The 14,843-nt window shown below is 56.4% G+C and carries 14 protein-coding genes; 13 read left to right on the top strand and 1 reads right to left on the bottom strand.

Annotation, left to right across the window (positions count from 1 at the left end):
* Positions 1-11: 11 nt before the first annotated feature.
* From gspE to DFO52_RS08925, 13 genes are all read left to right on the top strand, one after another.
* Positions 12-1,490 carry a type II secretion system ATPase GspE gene (gene gspE / locus DFO52_RS08865; RefSeq protein ID WP_023310951.1) on the top strand — a complete coding sequence of 493 codons (1,479 nt, stop codon included), beginning with the start codon at positions 12-14 and terminating at the stop codon, positions 1,488-1,490.
* Positions 1,490-2,698 (top strand): type II secretion system inner membrane protein GspF, encoded by a 1,209-nt coding sequence (gene gspF, locus DFO52_RS08870; protein ID WP_029739461.1) that lies wholly within the window; start codon positions 1,490-1,492, stop codon positions 2,696-2,698. The genes gspE and gspF overlap by 1 nt, the downstream gene beginning before the upstream one ends.
* Positions 2,699-2,700: 2 nt before the next feature.
* The gene (gene gspG / locus DFO52_RS08875; RefSeq protein ID WP_029739462.1) at positions 2,701-3,150 is read left to right on the top strand and encodes a type II secretion system major pseudopilin GspG; all 450 of its coding nucleotides are present in this window, start codon (positions 2,701-2,703) and stop codon (positions 3,148-3,150) included.
* Positions 3,150-3,635: a type II secretion system minor pseudopilin GspH gene (gspH, locus tag DFO52_RS08880; protein WP_047648210.1), complete on the top strand. Its 486-nt coding sequence runs from the start codon at positions 3,150-3,152 to the stop codon at positions 3,633-3,635. The genes gspG and gspH overlap by 1 nt, the downstream gene beginning before the upstream one ends.
* A complete protein-coding gene (gspI, locus tag DFO52_RS08885) occupies positions 3,628-4,011 on the top strand; it encodes a type II secretion system minor pseudopilin GspI (RefSeq protein WP_029739464.1) in 384 nt (127 codons plus the stop codon). The genes gspH and gspI overlap by 8 nt, the downstream gene beginning before the upstream one ends.
* On the top strand, positions 4,004-4,684 hold the full coding sequence (gene gspJ / locus DFO52_RS08890) for a type II secretion system minor pseudopilin GspJ (RefSeq protein WP_133550154.1): 681 nt from the start codon (positions 4,004-4,006) through the stop codon (positions 4,682-4,684). Before gspI ends, gspJ begins: the two co-directional genes overlap by 8 nt.
* The gene (gene gspK, locus DFO52_RS08895; RefSeq protein ID WP_133550157.1) at positions 4,681-5,700 is read left to right on the top strand and encodes a type II secretion system minor pseudopilin GspK; all 1,020 of its coding nucleotides are present in this window, start codon (positions 4,681-4,683) and stop codon (positions 5,698-5,700) included. Before gspJ ends, gspK begins: the two co-directional genes overlap by 4 nt.
* Before the next feature lie 10 nt (positions 5,701-5,710).
* Positions 5,711-6,856 carry a type II secretion system protein GspL gene (gspL, locus tag DFO52_RS08900; protein WP_133550159.1) on the top strand — a complete coding sequence of 382 codons (1,146 nt, stop codon included), beginning with the start codon at positions 5,711-5,713 and terminating at the stop codon, positions 6,854-6,856.
* Positions 6,853-7,338 (top strand): type II secretion system protein M, encoded by a 486-nt coding sequence (locus DFO52_RS08905; protein ID WP_029739468.1) that lies wholly within the window; start codon positions 6,853-6,855, stop codon positions 7,336-7,338. The genes gspL and DFO52_RS08905 overlap by 4 nt, the downstream gene beginning before the upstream one ends.
* Complete coding sequence (locus DFO52_RS08910; RefSeq protein ID WP_133550161.1) at positions 7,335-8,132, top strand: A24 family peptidase; 798 nt, start codon at positions 7,335-7,337, stop codon at positions 8,130-8,132. Before DFO52_RS08905 ends, DFO52_RS08910 begins: the two co-directional genes overlap by 4 nt.
* Positions 8,133-8,391: 259 nt before the next feature.
* Complete coding sequence (locus tag DFO52_RS08915) at positions 8,392-11,160, top strand: glycosyl hydrolase family 18 protein (protein WP_133550162.1); 2,769 nt, start codon at positions 8,392-8,394, stop codon at positions 11,158-11,160.
* A 133-nt stretch (positions 11,161-11,293) separates the two neighbouring features.
* The gene (iagB, locus tag DFO52_RS08920; RefSeq protein WP_029739471.1) at positions 11,294-11,746 is read left to right on the top strand and encodes a type III secretion system invasion protein IagB; all 453 of its coding nucleotides are present in this window, start codon (positions 11,294-11,296) and stop codon (positions 11,744-11,746) included.
* A gap of 141 nt (positions 11,747-11,887) precedes the next feature.
* Entirely contained in the window at positions 11,888-13,717 is a 1,830-nt protein-coding gene (locus DFO52_RS08925; protein ID WP_133550164.1) for a chitinase, read from the top strand.
* Positions 13,718-13,786: 69 nt separating this feature from the next.
* On the opposite strand, the gene DFO52_RS08930 is transcribed toward DFO52_RS08925, so the two are convergent.
* Entirely contained in the window at positions 13,787-14,800 is a 1,014-nt protein-coding gene (locus DFO52_RS08930) for an NAD(P)-dependent oxidoreductase (RefSeq protein ID WP_029739473.1), read from the bottom strand.
* Positions 14,801-14,843: the final 43 nt, after the last annotated feature.

The raw sequence follows: 14,843 nt of genomic DNA on the forward strand, positions 1-14,843 counted from the left end.
GCGCAAGCGACATGACCGAGATGAGTAATGCGCTCTGTACCAGCACCTGGGCGAAAGAGAACGGGGTCCTGTTCTATAACGACGAGGTGTATATCCGCGAGGATGCGCAGGCGTATGCCCTGCTGGAGATGCGCCGCGTGCTGGGGCGCTCCTATGCCCCGACGATCTTGACGGCGGAAGCGTTTGACGAACTGCTGACCAACATCTGGCAGCAGAACAGCGGCGTCTCGCAGCAGCTGGTGGACGACATGGACGCCGATATTGACCTGATGGCGTTAACCGAGGAGATCCCTGACAACGAAGATCTGCTGGATAACGACGAGAACTCGCCGGTGATCCGCCTGATCAACGCCATTATGGGCGAAGCGGTGAAAGAGGGGGCCTCCGATATTCATATCGAGACCTTCGAGCGCACCCTGAGCATTCGTTTTCGCGTTGACGGCGTGCTGCGTCCGGTGCTGCAGCCGGCGCGCAAGCTCGCACCGCTGCTGGTGTCGCGTATCAAAGTGATGTCCAAACTGGACATCGCCGAAAAACGTCTCCCCCAGGACGGTCGTATCTCGCTGCGCATTGGTCGTAAGGCCATTGACGTGCGTGTCTCCACTATCCCGTCTCAGTACGGCGAACGCGTGGTGATGCGTCTGCTGGACAAAAGCAACCTTAAGCCGGACATCAACAAGCTCGGTCTGATTGACGAAGAGCTGGTGAAGTTAAAGGGACTGATTGAACGTCCGCACGGCATCATCCTGGTGACCGGCCCGACCGGTTCGGGGAAAAGTACCACCCTGTACGCGCTGCTGTCGGCGCTTAACGGCCATGAACGCAACATTCTGACTGTGGAAGATCCGATCGAGTATGAACTTGAAGGGGTCGGGCAGACCCAGGTCAACCCGCGCGTGGACATGACCTTTGCGCGCGGACTGCGCGCCATTCTGCGCCAGGACCCGGACGTGGTGATGATCGGGGAAATTCGTGACGGTGAAACCGCGCAAATCGCGGTACAGGCCTCGCTCACCGGTCACCTGGTGATGTCCACGCTGCACACCAACAGCGCCGCGGGCGCCATTACCCGTCTGCGTGATATGGGGCTGGAGTCATTTTTAATCGGTTCGTCGCTGCTTGGCGTCATTGCCCAGCGTCTGGTGCGTCGGCTGTGTCCGCACTGTCGCACGACCAGTCCGCTGGATGACAATGAGAAAGCGCTGTTCACCTTTATGGAAACGCCGCCGAAAGCGATTTATCGCGCCGTGGGCTGTGAACAGTGTCGCCAGAGCGGCTACCAGGGACGCGCAGGCATCCATGAATTTCTGGTGGTCGATAGCGCCATGCGGCGTGCGATCCATGAAGACAAAGATGAGATGTCCATCGAAACGCAGCTTTTCAAAGAGGCCTACAGCCTGCGTGAAAACGGTCTGCTGAAGGTGATCTCCGGCGTGACCTCGCTGGAAGAGGTGATGCGTGTCACCGCCGAGCGCGGGGGGGATGCGTAATGGCCTGGTATGCGTGGTCCGCGACGGACGCCGCGGGGAAAACCCAGCGCGGCACCCTGCAGGCCGAAGGGCCCAAGCAGGTGCGCCAGATGCTGCGCGAACAGAAGCTGATGCCAGTGAACATTGCGCCGACCAGCGATCCGTCGGCGGGAAAAAACGCCCGTAAAGGGGCAAAACTGTCGATCCCGGTGCTGTCGATGTTTACCCGACAGCTCGCGACGCTGGTCAATGCCGCGCTGCCGCTGGAGAGTGCGCTGAAGGCGATTGCGAAGCAGACGGAAGATAAAACACTGGCGGCGATGGTGAGCGAGATCCGCGACAAGATTGTGGAAGGTCACACGCTGTTCGACGCCTTCAGCCAGTTTCCGCGCAGCTTCGACAAGCTCTACTGCACCCTGGTGATGGCCGGTGAAAAGACCGGTCATCTCGGTGGCGTGCTGGAAAAGCTCGCCGAGTACAACGAGCAGCGCCAGAAGATGAAAAGCAAGCTCACTCAGGCGATGGTCTACCCCATTACCCTGACGGTGGTGGCGATCGCGGTGATCTCTATTCTGCTGGTCGCCGTGGTGCCGCAGGTCATCGACCAGTTCACCCACATGAAACAAGAGCTGCCGGTGACCACCCGCACGCTGATTGCGGTGAGCGACTTTTTACAGGCCTGGGGCATCGTTATCGCCGGCGGCCTGTTCGGGGCGTCGGCGAGCTTTAAATTTTGGATAAAAGTAGAAAAGAACCGGTTTGTTTATCATCGGTGGCTGTTGCTAAAGTCACCGCTGAAAAAACTGGTCTGCGCCATCAACAGCGCGCGCTACATCCGTACGCTGAGTATTTTGCAGGCGAGCAGCGTTCCGCTGCTGGAGGGGATGTACATCGCGATGGACGGGATTGAAAACCTCTATGCCCGGCAGGTGCTTGAGCAGGCGGCGGACACCGTGCGCCAGGGGGCATCCCTCTACAACGCGCTGGAACAGGCGAGAATTTTTCCACCCACCATGCTCTACATGGTGGCCTCCGGGGAGGAGAGCGGCGAGCTGGGCTCGTTGATGGATCGTGCGGCGGAAAACCAGGAATCTGCATTACAGCATCGAATTACGTTAACGCTGTCGGTATTTGAACCGGCACTGGTAGTAACTATGGCGACCGTTGTTTTATTTATCGTTCTTTCAATATTACAACCGCTTCTTCAACTTAATAATATGGTGGGTTAATCATGTCTTTGAAAAAAAATAGCCTGAAGCGTCAGGCGGGGTTCACGCTGCTCGAATTAATGGTAGTTATCGTTATTCTCGGCGTGCTGGCCAGTATGGTCGTGCCTAATTTAATGGGCAATAAAGAAAAAGCCGATATTCAGAAAGCGACCAGCGATATTGTGGCGCTGGAAGGTTCGCTGGATATGTACAAACTCGACAACCATCGCTATCCGACCACCGAGCAGGGGCTGCAGGCGCTGGTGACCAAACCTGAAATTGCGCCCATTCCGAAAGGCTACCGTGACGATGGCTATATTCGCCGCCTGCCGCAGGATCCATGGGGCAATGACTATATTCTGGTTAGCCCGGGTGAGCATGGCGCTGTCGATATTTTCTCAGCCGGTCCGGATGCAGAAGCTAATACTGCCGACGATATCAGCAACTGGTCTTTTGATAAAAAAGATAAGTAATGAATAAGCAACGTGGATTTACCCTGCTGGAAATTATCGTGGCGCTGGTGATATTCGCCCTGAGCGCCATGATGGTGGTCACCACCATTCCATCACGCAGCGGCGCAGATACATTTGGTCAGCAGCTAAAATCCCTCGTTGAATATGGTTCTGACCGTGCGGTAATGGACGGAAATATTGTCGGGCTGGTGATGACCTCGTCAGAATTTGAACTGGTGACGCAGGTTGGAAATAACGGCGAACGTCACTGGGCACCCTTAAAGTCGGGGCGGATCGCCACCCGCGGTGAGTTTCCTGAGGAGATGCATGTCTCCCTCTCATCGCGAACGCTGGCGGCCACGCTGGACGATGAACCGCAAATCATTTTTTTGCCTGACGGCGAGCTTAGCCGCTTCACGCTCAGCCTCGAAAGCCTGGATAAAAAGCAGCGCTTTCACGTGACGTCACAGGGCTCTGTTCCCGTGATGGTGGAAAACGATGACTAAACGCAAGACCAAAGAGCAGGGGATGACCCTGCTGGAAGTGATGGTGGCGTTGGTGATTTTCTCCACCGCGGCGCTGGCGCTGATGAACTCCGTCACCCTGAACGTGCGCTTTACCCACAGCCTGTCGGAAACGCTGCAGGCGGGCTGGGTGGCGGAAAATCAGCTGGCGCAAGCGCAGCTGGCTCAGACCGATTTCCCGGACGCCGAGCAGGTGGGCACCGAAACCATGGGCGGACAAACCTGGACCTGGCATATCCAGCGGGTGAAAACCGCCGACAATACCTTTGCCGATGAGGTACGGGTTTACAGCGAAGCAAGCGATGCGCAACCGGTGGTGGCGCTTCAGCTCGCCGAACCGGAGGTGGATCGTGAGTAAGGTGCAGCGTCAGCAGGGCTTTACCCTGCTGGAAATTATGATTGCGCTGGCCATCTTCGCGGTGATCAGCATTCTCGCCTGGCAAACTCTCGACGGCGCGATGCGCACCTCGACGGCCAGCGACGAGGCGGCGACAAAAGTGACGGCGCTTCAGCGCACGTACAACCTCCTCTCGCGAGACTTTTATCAGCAGCAGGCGCGTGCGCCGCGCAACAGCGGCGAGGTGTTCGTCCAGCAGCAGAATGGTGTGGAAATGACAACCCTGAACGGCATCAGCGGCCAGGTGCAGCTGGAGCGGGTGCGCTGGACGTTAAAGGACAAGCGCCTGTGGCGCAACGTCTGGGCTGCTATCGACGGTCCCGTCAGCGCGCAGCCGGAAGACGTGCCGATTTTGAGCGATGTGAAAGAGATGAAATGGCGCTTCTGGCACGAAGGCTGGCAGGAAAAATGGACCGACATCGGCCATCAGCCTGATGGCGTTGAGCTGAATCTGACCATGGAAAACGGGGAAACCTGGCGCTGGGTTTTTATCACTCCCGGCGATATGCCTGAGATCCAGACCGCGCCAAAAGAGACGAATGCGGACCCGGCGCAGCCGGCTGCGGAGAATGCGGCCCAGACCGTAACAACCCCGCAGCCCGATACGGCAGTAGAGCCAGGAGTGAGTTCATGAGCGGCAAAACAGCGCGAAAAGAGCGTGGCGTGGCGCTGCTGGTGGTGCTGATCCTGCTGGTGATGATGTCCGCCCTGGCGGCGAAAATCAGTCAGCAGTTCTGCCGCCACCTGCAAAAAACGCATTATCAGGTCAGCCAGCAGACGCTGCGTTGGGCCATTGCCCGTCAACAGAAGGTACTGGAAAACGTATTGCAGAAAGCGGCCAGTTCAGAAGGGGCGGGGCTGTCGCCGCAGGGTGACTGGGCGCAGCCGCTGGAAACCCACGGGGATAATTACACCGTGGTGAGTCAGGTGGAGGATGCCCGGACCTGCTTTAACGTCAATAGTCTGCTGGCCGGTGACGCGGCGCCAGCGGCCCCGGCCGACCCAACTGCGCTGCCGGAAAAACCGGTCAAAGAGCAGATTATCGAACAACTGCTGACAGAAAGTGGCGTCGGTACGCTGGCGGCAGAAGAGATTTACCAGCAGCTGGTGGATTATCTTGACGCCGACGACGTGACGGCGAAACAGGGCCAGGAGGCCGATGCCTGGGCGAGCGTGACGCCCGCCCGCGGTCCGGCGAATCAAATGATGCGCTCCATCAACGAAATCAGAGTGCTGCCCGCCTTTCCGCAGGCTGCGTGGCCGAAGGTCAGCAAGCTGCTGTGCGCCTTGCCGGATACGGATGGCACCATAAATGTGAATACCTTAACACGCGAACAGGCGCCGCTGCTGGCGGCGGTTTTTACCGGCGTGCTAAACACGGACGACGCTGCCCGCCTGATCGATTCACGCCCGGAGGAGGGGTGGGCGTCGCTGGAGGCATTCAGCAAAGTGCTGGAGAGCAACTATCCGCAGACCAAAGATATCCTGGCGCAGATTCAGGACAGGGTTGCGGTCAACAGTCGCTATTTTCGGGTGGATACCACCGGCAATACCGATGATTTAACGCTGCGCGTCGTCAGCCAGCTTCACGTTGACAGTGAGGCTGGCAAGGTCGTGACCTGGCAACGCCGCTACCGAATGGTTGAATAAGATGAAGATAATGAAAAAGGTGCTTTTTATTCGTCCCGACACCCGTGAGGACGGCAAAATCTGGTGGTGTGAATCTGGTAACGATCGGGTGGAATATCTGACGGGCTGGAGCGCACTGAGCGAACTTTCCTGCCACCCGCTTTCTCAGCAGGTGTGCCTGCTGCTGCCGGCGAGCGAGACGATCTTTCGTCATTTTACCCTGCCGAAAAAAGGGCTCTCCGCCCAGACGGCGCAGTTCTCGTGGATGGCGGAAGAGACGCTGCTCGGCGAGGTGGAGACGCTGCACTGGACGGTGCTGAACAAAAAGGGGCCGGAGGTGGATGCCGTGGCCATCGACGCTGATCGTCTGCGCCACTGGCTTGAGCTGTTCGCTCAGGCGGGGCTCACGGTGGTCCAGGCGCTGCCGGATGCCTGGCTGCTGCCGGTGAGCGAAGGGGGCACTACGCTGGTGAGCCTGGAGGAGAGCTACTGGCTGCGTTTTTCCCCCGGCAGCGCTGGCGAAGCCGATACGGTTCTGCTGCCGCTGCTGTTGAGTAAATGCCCGGCGGGTGAGGTGTGCTGCTACGGCGATGTGCCGCAGGAGGTACAGGTGGATGAACGGCTGGCGTGGCAGCATCCGCTGGTGCTGATCCAGCCCCAGTGGCAGGGCTGTCGTGTCAACATGCTGCACGGGGAGTTTTCCGGGCGCAACGCCAGCGGCCCGCGTTTTCGCCACGCGAAAAAGGCCCTCGCGGCGGCGGCGCTGCTTTGCGTCGGCCTGCTGATCGGCCCCCGCGTTGGTATGGCGTGGATGCTCACTCATCAGCAAAACGAGATCCACCGGGAGATGACCACCGTAGCGCAGCACTATTTCCCGACCCTGCGCCAGACCAGCAACCTGAAGTACTACGTCGGGCAAAATATCAGCAAGGCGAAGAAAGGGGTCTTCCTGCAGCTCGAAGCGCTGAATCAAATCAGGCAGTCATTGCCGTCTCTGGAGATCAACAACGTGGAATATGACGAAACGCAAAATCAGCTGACGCTGAATGTGAAATCCATGGATAAACAGACCCTGCAGGATTTTGTCTCCCGCAGCGCCGAAACCTTTGAATTTACGATGCAGCCGATTTCCGGCGAGGCGCCTTATACCGCCATTATTACCGGGAGCTATAAATGAAAACGCAAATAGCCCAGTTAAAAAACCGCTGGCAAAATTACAGTCCACGCGAGCGTAATTTATTTAAACTCTGCGGCGGGGCACTCTGCTGTGCGATGGTTTATTACGGCGCGATGATGCCGCTCGATACTTTAATAAAAAATAACGAGGCCGTGTTATTTAAGCAAAAGCAGACGCTGAACTGGATGCGCCAGGAAATTGATAAAAACCATCTCCAGTCCAGAATCGTCAATACCCCGAACCCGCGCAGCGTGGTGGAGGAAAGTGCCAAAGTCGTGCACGTCGCGTTGACAGACGTGCGTCAGCAAGAGCAGTCGCTGACCTTTGATGTCGAGCGCGTCAACGTTTCTGCCCTGCAAAACTGGCTGCGTGAGATGAACGTCTCTTCCGGTATCCATCTGGAGAAACTCGCGTTAACGCCGGTGGATCGTCAGAGTGACGTGAAAGCGCACATTACGCTGAGCTGGGCGAAAAGCGCATGAACCCGCTAATGCTGTTGCAGCAGGCGAATCTGCCGGGTCTGTGCGTGATGAGCGGAGCGCTGGGCGCGATCCTCGGCAGTTTCCTGGGCGTAGTGGCGGAGCGTATTCCGCCGCTGGTAATGGAAGAAGAGGGGGCAGGCAATCTGCTGTTTCCCGCCTCTCACTGCCCGGAATGCCGCCACGCCCTGAGCGCGTGGGAAAATATTCCCATCATTAGCTGGTGTGCGCTGCGCGGCCGCTGCCGCCACTGCCATAGCGCGATTCCGTTGCGACTGCTGCTGGTGGAAGTCTGTAGCGCTCTCTTCTTTGCCGCCAGCGCCGCGCTGGCACCCTCGTTTACGGCGCTGATCGCGCTGTGGTTGATGTGGAGTCTGCTGCTGCCGCTGGTGGTGATCGACGCGCGTCATATGCTGCTGCCGGACTGCCTGACCCAGCCGCTGCTGTGGACGGGGCTGATGTTTCATGCCCTGTTCCGTACGCTACCGCTGACCGATGCTATCTACGGCGCGGTGGCGGGATATCTGTCGCTCTGGCTGGTTTACTGGGCATTCCGCCTGCTGACCGGGCGGGAAGGATTAGGCTATGGTGATTTTAAGCTGCTGGCGGCGCTGGGCGCCTGGTGCGGCTGGCAAGCGTTACCTTCTATTGTGCTGATCGCAGCGCTGGGGGGCATTATCATGCATTGCCTGTTAAAGCCCTTTGAGAATAAAAATAACCTTATTTCCTTTGGTCCATATATTGCATTTTCCGGGCTGGTTGTATTTATCGCGCAAATTCCACATCTCATCTTTTAAATAATGCAGTCAAGTTTTTTTTGAAGTTTTTTCATTGGGGGAATGAAAGGATAAAATAAATTACCCGCTGTATTCTTCTCTCCGCAATAAAACATTTGTCGAAGGTTTTATGAGTGGAGGAAGGTACAGCACAATTATAAACAGGTCTTTCGCGAACCAGAAACGTTCACGATTAATTTATCAGTAAATAACGTTCGTCCATGTTTAATGGAAAAGCATGGGTATTTAATTTCACAAATCGTATTATCAGGATCAAATAATGAAATTTCTGAAGCCTAAATATCTGGCACTCTTCGTTGCAGCGGCTGCAAGCCCGGTGTTCGCAGCCGTGCCGGGTAAAGCAACTATCGCCAGCGGTAATGATAAATTTGCCATTGTCGAAGTCGATCAGTCTGCTTCTGCGTACAACAGCCTCGTCAAAGTCCATGATGGTGCCGATGTTAAAGTGCAGTGGGATGTCTGGAGCGGCGCGGCCCCGACTTCAGCGAAAGTGCTGCTCGACGGCAAAACCGTCTGGACCGGTGCAGGCAGCATGTCCGGCACGGCAACATTTAAAGTGACCAAAGGCGGCCGCTATCAGGAAACGGTTGAACTCTGCAATGCCAGCGGGTGCAGCACCAGCGCCAGCAAACTGATTATCGTCGCGGATACCGACGGTAGCCATCTGCTGCCGCTTAACACCACCATGCAGGAAAATAATAAAACCCTCTCTAAGCACACCGATAAAGTGGTCGGTGCCTATTTCCCTGAGTGGGGCGTTTATGACCGTAATTTCCCGGTGGATAAAATCCCGGCGGCTAACCTTAACCACATTCTGTATGGCTTCATTCCAATCTGCGGCGGCGATGGCATCAACGACAGCCTGAAAACCATCGAAGGCGGTAACAGCTTCGAAGCGCTGAAGCGCGCCTGTGCGGGCCGTCAGGACTTCCAGGTGGCGATTCACGACCCGTGGGCCGCACTGCAGAAACCTCAGGCTGGCGTCAGCAGCTGGGACGACCCCTACAAAGGCAACTTCGGCCAGCTGATGGCAATGAAGAAAGCCAATCCAGGGCTGAAGGTACTGCCGTCTATCGGCGGTTGGACCCTCTCCGATCCGTTCTTCAAAATGCATGACAAAGCGATCCGCGATCGCTTTGTGGCTTCTGTGAAAGATTTCCTGAAAACCTGGAAATTCTTCGACGGCGTGGACATCGACTGGGAATTCCCGGGCGGCGGCGGTCAGAACGAAACGCTGGGCAACCCGCAGCAGGATAAAGAGACGTATACCGCACTGATGCGCGAACTGCGCGCCATGATGAATGAACTGTCAGCCGAAACCGGCCGTACCTTTGAGCTGACCTCAGCAATCGGTTCAGGCAGCGACAAAATTGAAGACGTTGATTACACCACTGCCCAGCAGTACATGGATCACATCTTCCTGATGAGCTACGACTTCTACGGCGGCTGGAGCAACACCGATCTGGGTCACCAGGCGGCACTGCGTGCGCCGGCAAACAAACCGGATACCAATTACACCACCGAAAACGGCGTGAATGCGCTGCTGGCGCAGGGTGTACAGCCCGGCAAAATCGTCGTGGGGACGGCCATGTATGGTCGCGGCTGGACCGGCGTTCACGGTTACAGCAATAACAACCCGTTCACCGGCACGGCAACGGGCATGGTGAAAGGGACCTGGGAACCGGGCGTGGTTGACTATCGTCAGATCGTTAACGAGTACAAAGGTAAAGCGGGCTGGGAATACAACTATGATGCTACCGCTGAAGCGCCGTATCTGTTTAACAAAACCACCGGCGATCTGATCACCTATGAAGATGCGCGTTCCGCAACGGCGAAAGGTCAGTATGTGCTGGCGAAAAATCTGGGCGGTCTGTTTGCCTGGTCTATCGACTCCGATACCGGAGACATTCTGAACGCGATGAATGAAAGCCTGACAGGCGGCGGCGCTGCGCCGGTTGATCCGGTGGTGACCAACCATGCGCCGGTGGCGACATCCGCTGACCAGAGCGTAACCGGTCCGGCGACGGTGACCCTGGACGGCTCGGCTTCCACCGATCCGGATGGCGATGCCATCACCTACAAGTGGACGCAGATCTCTGGCCCGTCGGTGACCATCACCAACAGCACCAAAGCGAAAGCGACCTTCAACGTTGCCGCTGTCACCAGTAACCAGACTCTGGCGTTCCGCCTGACGGTCACTGACGCGAAAGGGTTGAGCAGCACCGCTGACGTACAGGTCGTGAACAAAGCGCCGAAAGCAAACCAGGCGCCGGTCGTGAACCAGATGGAAGCCGTGACGCTGGAAGCGGGCCAGAGCTACTCTCTGCACGCTCAGGCTAACGATCCTGATGGCGACGCGCTGACCTACTCCTGGAGCGTTCCTGCGAATATGCAGGCCACAGGCGCAGATACCGCGAACCTGAACATCACCGCGCCGGACGTGGACACCGAATCTACTTACACGCTGACCGTGGTGGTAAGCGATGGCAAGTCCAGCGTACAGACTAACGTACAGGTGACGGTAACGCCTAAAGCGGCGGAAACCCCGTCTGACGAGGGCAATACCCCTTCCGATGAAGGCAACACTCCGTCTGACGAAGGCAATACCCCGTCTGACGAAGGCAATACCCCGTCTGACGAAGGTAACACCCCATCCGATGAAGGCAATACGCCGTCTGACGAAGGTTCTGCCTCCAATAGCTGCGATAAGCCTGTTGACGCCAACGCCAGTAAATATGCTGCCTGGAGCGCAAGCAAGGTTTACAACGCGGGCAATACCGTCAGCTTCGACAACCTGGTCTGGAAAGCAAAATACTGGACTCAGGGCAACCAGCCGGGCTTCGGCGTGGATGCATGGGAGCTGGTAAGTCAGGTGAAATTCAACTGGCGCTCCGACGTGGTCTATAACGGCGGCGACACCACTACCTACAACGGTTACACCTACACCGCGAAATGGTGGACGAAAGGTGATAAACCCGGTAGCAGCGATGTCTGGGTGAAAAAAGGCCCTGCGGCTGACTGCCAGTAAGTCACTGCCATAACGATGCGGGTAAGGAACTTGCCCGCCATCACGGTCCACGTCCCGTGACGGACGTGGACCGTAAATCAGGAAACAGAGCAATAAGCGCGTAAGGAGACAATGAAAAAGAGCCGGACTGAAAATGAAAACGTTATTTTTATTGTTGCTGATAATAAGTCATAGCGTCTTTGCCAACTGCTGGGATAAAGCCGCCAGTTATTACCATGTGGATCCTTATCTGCTGTATGCCATTGCTAATGTTGAATCGGGAATGAATCCCAATGCGATTGGACAGAATAATGATGGCACGCGTGATGTCGGCCTGATGCAGATTAACAGTTCACATTTTTCCGAGCTGGAGCGAAAAGGCATTAATGAGTACCGGTTAATTACCGAGCCCTGCACCTCGATTATGGTTGGCGCATCGATATTATCCGGAATGATTAAAGTTTATGGCTATAACTGGGAGGCGGTCGGCGCCTATAACGCGGGTCTGAAAAAAGAGAATTACCCGCAGCGTATGGTCTATGCCCGTAAGGTCTGGAATAAATATCAGAAGTTAAAACGTAGCACCCGTAACCGTTATTATTATTGATTTTTGTTTTTTGAAGAGTACCGGCTGGTGTTCTTCATAAAACGAAAACTGCTCCCGGGTTTATTTATTAAATGATTAATAAATAAACCGCGAAACAATTAACTTTTATAGACCCTTAATATAATTAAGAGGACCATTGACATGAACAAAAGAACATTACTCAGTGTTCTTATTGCGGGCGCATGTGTTGCACCGTTTATGGCTCAGGCAACCCAGCTGCAGGCCAGCAGCGAACCTTACACCGTTAAGGCCAGCGATCTGCAGAAGAAAGAGCAGGAGTTGACCAACTTCCCGCTGATGGCTTCAGTGAAGTCAACCATCCGCACGCTGGACAACAGCCTGGTGGAACAAATTGAGCCGGGTAAATCGACAAACCCGGAAAACGTCAAGCGCGTGGAAGGGATTATCAAGGCCAGCGACTGGGAATACCTCTTCCCACTGCGTGCGCCGGAATATACCTACAGCAACTTCCTGAAAGCGGTCGGTAAATTCCCGGCGCTGTGCCAGACCTATACCGATGGTCGTAACAGCGATGCCATCTGCCGTAAGTCTCTGGCAACCATGTTCGCGCACTTCGCGCAGGAAACCGGCGGCCACGAGTCCTGGCGTCCGGAAGCCGAGTGGCGTCAGGCGCTGGTTTACGTGCGTGAGATGGGCTGGAGCGAAGGTCAGAAGGGTGGCTATAACGGCGAATGTAACCCGGATGTCTGGCAGGGGCAGACCTGGCCGTGCGGTAAAGACAAAGATGGTGATTTCGTTAGCTACTTTGGTCGCGGTGCGAAACAGCTCTCCTATAACTACAACTACGGCCCGTTCTCTGAAGCGATGTACGGCGACGTCCGCGTACTGCTGGACAAACCTGAGCTGGTGGCGGACACCTGGCTGAACCTTGCTTCCGCGATCTTCTTCTTCGCCTACCCGCAGCCGCCAAAACCGAGCATGCTGCAGGTTATCGACGGCACCTGGCAGCCGAACGATCACGATAAGGCGAATGGTCTGGTTCCAGGCTTCGGCGTAACCACGCAGATCATCAACGGCGGCGTGGAGTGCGGTGGTCCGACAGAGATCGCCCAGTCTCAAAACCGTATCAAATACTACAAAGAGTTCGCCAACTATCTGAAAGTGCCTGTTCCGTCTAACGAAGTGCTGGGCTGCGCCAACATGAAGCAGTTCGACGAAGGCGGTGCCGGCGCGCTGAAGATCTACTGGGAACAGGACTGGGGATGGAGCGCGGATACCCCGTCAGGCCAGACCTACTCTTGCCAGCTGGTGGGTTACCAGACGCCATTCAGCGCCTTTAAAGAGGGTGACTACACCAAATGCGTGAAGCATTACTTCAACGTCAACGTGGTGGGTGAAGACGGGACTTCCGACGGCGGTAGCGTCACGCCAGCCCCGACGCCAACCCCTGTCGACCCAACGGACGAAGGCAATACCACGCCGGTGCCGGACGATAACACCCCGGCTCCGGAGGATACTACGCCAGCGCCGGTAAACCATGCGCCGGTAGCAAAAATCGCCGGTCCGGTGGGGGCGGTTGAAGCGGGTAAATCTGTTTCTCTGAACGCGTCTGGCTCGACTGACGAAGACGGTAACCACCTGACTTATACCTGGACGGCTCCGAACGGCCAGACCGTAAGCGGCGATGATAAAGCGATTATTACGTTCAATGCACCGGAAGTGGCGGCGGCGACGCAGTACCCGATCAACCTTACCGTCAGTGACGGCGAGCTGAGCAGCACCACAACCTATACGCTGAACGTACAGGCTAAGCAGACCAACGGCGGCCAGACCGGGACTTACCCGACCTGGACTTCCAAAACCAAATGGAAAGCAGGCGATATCGTTAACAACCGCGGCCAGCTGTTCCAGTGCAAACCTTATCCGTACAGCGGCTGGTGCAATAACGCGCCATCCTACTACGAGCCAGGTAAAGGGATTGCATGGCAGGACGCGTGGACTGCGCTGTAATCGGCAAAATGACAAACGGCAACCTTCGGGTTGCCGTTTTTTTCTCATCGCAAAAAGGCAGGACCCGATCTACCGATGGAGCTTCCCGTGATCCCGCAGCCACGCCGCCGTACGCGTAATCCCTTCATCCAGCGTCACAACCGGTTTATACCCAAGCTCGTTCTCCGCCCGCGAAATATCCAGCGTGAAATCAAAGTTAAGCTTTGATACGCCGTAATGCGTCAGCGCAGGCTCTTTGGCCGATTTACTGCCAAAACGCTCCATACTGCGGGCAATCATATCCAGCATCGGGTAAGGAACTGAACGGATGCGGCAGTCGATCTGCAGCTCATCAATTAAGCGCTGCACAATGCTGCGCAGCGTGCAGGGTTCGCCGTTCGTGATGTTGTAGGCGCGACCGGAGATCAGCTTATCGCAGTCCGGCTGGCTTGCCAGCCACATGGCGTGGACGGCGTTTTCGTAATAGGTCATATCCACCAGCGCATCGCCGCCGCGCGGCAGCAGCACGCTGCCGTAGTGGTGCATCATCTGCGCCAGGCGCGGAATAAACACTTTGTCGTGCGGCCCGAACAGGCTCTGGGGGCGCAGCACGGTAAAGCGCGTATGAGGGTTGGACTGTGCCAGCAGGTCAATCACCTCTTCGCTGGCCGCCTTGCTGCGGGCAAACTCACAGGCAAAGCGAGCAGGGCGGAAATCTTCCTGCACGTCACGATGGTGGTGATAGTCAAAATAGAGCGACGGTGACGAGATATGAATAAAGTTGCGCACGCCCCAGGCGACGGCCCATTCGCCCAGACGGCGGGTTGCCCGCACGTTGGCGAGATCGAAGGCTTCCTGGGTACCCCACGGGGAGGTGAAACTGGAGCAGTGCCACAGCGTGTCGATACCGGCAAGCATCACTTTCGCCTGAGAGGAAACCAGCTCCGTCAGGTCAGCATGGACGAACTCCGCGCCCATTTTTTGCAGCAGTTTTCCCATCGCTTCGTTGCGACCGGTAGCCCTGACGCTGATGCCCTTGTTGCGCAGAAATTCGACCGCATTTCGGCCTAAGCCGCTGGTCGCCCCGGTAACCAGTACCTTCATATCAATCCACTGTGTTGAAAAGAATTTCGTGCGCATTCTTTCG

Source organism: Enterobacter sp. AG326, assembly GCF_004362415.1.
GTDB classification, from domain to species: Bacteria; Pseudomonadota; Gammaproteobacteria; order Enterobacterales; family Enterobacteriaceae; genus Enterobacter; species Enterobacter asburiae.

What these genes read in the sequence shown, in the direction of transcription:
- gspE (WP_023310951.1), top strand. Translation starts at nt 12, where the DNA reads ATGACCGAGATGAGTAATGCGCTCTGTACCAGCACCTGGGCGAAAGAG.
- gspF (WP_029739461.1), top strand. Translation starts at nt 1,490, where the DNA reads ATGGCCTGGTATGCGTGGTCCGCGACGGACGCCGCGGGGAAAACCCAG.
- gspG (WP_029739462.1), top strand. Translation starts at nt 2,701, where the DNA reads ATGTCTTTGAAAAAAAATAGCCTGAAGCGTCAGGCGGGGTTCACGCTG.
- gspH (WP_047648210.1), top strand. Translation starts at nt 3,150, where the DNA reads ATGAATAAGCAACGTGGATTTACCCTGCTGGAAATTATCGTGGCGCTG.
- gspI (WP_029739464.1), top strand. Translation starts at nt 3,628, where the DNA reads ATGACTAAACGCAAGACCAAAGAGCAGGGGATGACCCTGCTGGAAGTG.
- gspK (WP_133550157.1), top strand. Translation starts at nt 4,681, where the DNA reads ATGAGCGGCAAAACAGCGCGAAAAGAGCGTGGCGTGGCGCTGCTGGTG.
- gspL (WP_133550159.1), top strand. Translation starts at nt 5,711, where the DNA reads ATGAAAAAGGTGCTTTTTATTCGTCCCGACACCCGTGAGGACGGCAAA.
- DFO52_RS08905 (WP_029739468.1), top strand. Translation starts at nt 6,853, where the DNA reads ATGAAAACGCAAATAGCCCAGTTAAAAAACCGCTGGCAAAATTACAGT.
- DFO52_RS08910 (WP_133550161.1), top strand. Translation starts at nt 7,335, where the DNA reads ATGAACCCGCTAATGCTGTTGCAGCAGGCGAATCTGCCGGGTCTGTGC.
- DFO52_RS08915 (WP_133550162.1), top strand. Translation starts at nt 8,392, where the DNA reads ATGAAATTTCTGAAGCCTAAATATCTGGCACTCTTCGTTGCAGCGGCT.
- iagB (WP_029739471.1), top strand. Translation starts at nt 11,294, where the DNA reads ATGAAAACGTTATTTTTATTGTTGCTGATAATAAGTCATAGCGTCTTT.
- DFO52_RS08925 (WP_133550164.1), top strand. Translation starts at nt 11,888, where the DNA reads ATGAACAAAAGAACATTACTCAGTGTTCTTATTGCGGGCGCATGTGTT.
- DFO52_RS08930 (WP_029739473.1), bottom strand. Translation starts at nt 14,800, where the DNA reads ATGAAGGTACTGGTTACCGGGGCGACCAGCGGCTTAGGCCGAAATGCG.